Here is a 1,981-nt window from a genome sequence, read left to right as displayed (position 1 = left end):
CCGCCGGGCCCTGCGGTGGCTGCTGGGGCTCGTCGTGGCCGGCCTGGTGCTGGGCGCCGGCGGCTTCGCCGCGGCCTACGCCCTCGTGGACGTGCCCGACCCCAACGAGCTCGCGGACGCGCAGGTCAGCACCGTCTACTACGCCGACGGCAGCACGCAGCTGGGCACCTTCGCCGCCCGCAACCGCGAGAACGTGACGATCGAGCAGGTGCCGCTGCACGTGCAGCACGCCGTCCTGGCCGCCGAGGACCGCGGCTTCTACGAGAACCGCGGGGTCTCCCCGTCCGGCATCGCGCGCGCCCTGTGGAACAACGTGCAGACCGGCTCGCAGCAGGGCGGCTCGACGCTCACCCAGCAGTACGTGAAGAACTACTACCTCTCCGCGGAGCAGTCGTACACCCGCAAGGCCGAGGAGTTCTTCCTCGCCCTGAAGATCGACCAGCAGCAGTCCAAGGACGAGACGCTGGAGAACTACCTCAACACCGTCTACTTCGGCCGCGGCGCCTACGGCGTCCAGGCCGCCGCCAAGGCCTACTTCGGCGTCGACGTCTCCCAGCTCACCCCCTCGCAGGGGGCGCTGCTGGCCGCCCTGCTCAAGGCGCCGGGCAACTACGACCCCCGCAAGGGCGAGGAGCAGGCCGCTGCCGCCGCCTCCCGGGTCTCCTACGTGCTCGACGGCATGGTCGAGGAGGGCTGGCTCTCGGCGGCCGACCGCGCCGCCGCGGGGATGCCGGAGACGATCGAGGTCGTCGAGGACAACCAGTGGTCGGGCACCAACGGCTACCTGCTGAAGGCCGTCCAGGACGAGCTGTCGGGGACCGTGGGCCTGAGCGAGGACGAGATCGAGCGCGGCGGGCTGCGGATCACGACGACCTTCGACGCGGAGGCCCAGGCCGCCGCGGTGGAGGCCGTGCAGGAGCAGCTGCCCGAGGAGCTGCCGGTGGGCTTCCACGTCGCGCTGTCGGCCATCGACCCCGCCACCGGCGGTGTCCGGGCCATGTACGGCGGCGCCGACTACCTGGCCAACCAGTACGACGACGTGAGGCTGGCGCGCGCGCAGCCGGGCTCGACGTTCAAGCCGTTCGCGCTGGTCGCGGCCCTGGAGCAGGGCGTCTCGCTGCGCACGACGTTCAACGGCTCCAGCCCGCAGACCTTCGGCGGCACGCCCGTGCGCAACTTCGGCGGCGAGCAGTTCGGCCGCATCGACCTGGTGACCGCCACCGAGCACTCGGTCAACACCGTCTACGCCCAGCTCAACGAGGAGGTCAGCCCGGAGGCCACCCGCGACGTCGCGGTCCGGATGGGCTACCCGGAGGACACCCCGGGCATCGGCGGCGACCAGTTCATCTCCAACGTGCTGGGCACCTCCTCCCCGCACCCCATCGACGTCACCCAGGCGTACGCGACCTTCGCCGCGCAGGGCAAGCGCACCCAGTGGCACACCATCGCCAGCATCGACGACTCCACCGGCACCCGGACCTACACCGCCTCGCCGACCACCACCCAGGCCATCGCCCCCGACGTGGCGGCCGACGCGACCTACGCGCTGCAGCAGGTCGTGCAGTCGGGCACCGGCTCCTACGCCCGGCGGCTGAGCCGCCCCGCGGCAGGCAAGACGGGCACCTCCAACGAGAACGTCTCCGCGTGGTTCGCCGGCTTCACCCCCGACCTGGCCGCCTCCGTCGCGCTGTTCCAGACCAGCCCCGACGGCACGAGCAACGAGTCGCTGGACCTCGGCGGCCGCGAGGTCACCGGCGGCTCCTACCCGGTGCGCATCTGGACGGCCTTCATGCGCGCCGCCCTCGCCGGCACGGAGGAGAGCGACTTCCCGGACCGCGCGAACGTCGGCACCTCCCGGGGCGCCACGAGCACCTCCAGCGCCACCGCGACCCGCTCCTCGAGCGCCACGGCGACCTCCTCGCCGACCACGACGTCCTCGCCGACCGACAGCCCCACGGGCACCCCGACGGACACCCCCACC

Annotated in this window: 1 protein-coding gene; it reads left to right on the top strand. The window is 72.5% G+C overall.

Going from position 1 to position 1,981, the window contains the following annotated elements:
- The coding region (locus GTQ99_RS22645; RefSeq protein ID WP_166617924.1) for a transglycosylase domain-containing protein at positions 1-1,981 on the top strand (1,981 nt) is incomplete at both ends.

This window comes from Kineococcus vitellinus (genome assembly GCF_009906315.1).
In the GTDB taxonomy this organism is placed as follows: domain Bacteria; phylum Actinomycetota; class Actinomycetes; order Actinomycetales; family Kineococcaceae; genus Kineococcus; species Kineococcus vitellinus.
Note: the sequence above shows the minus strand (reverse complement) of the source record. Positions and strands in the feature narration are given on the sequence as shown.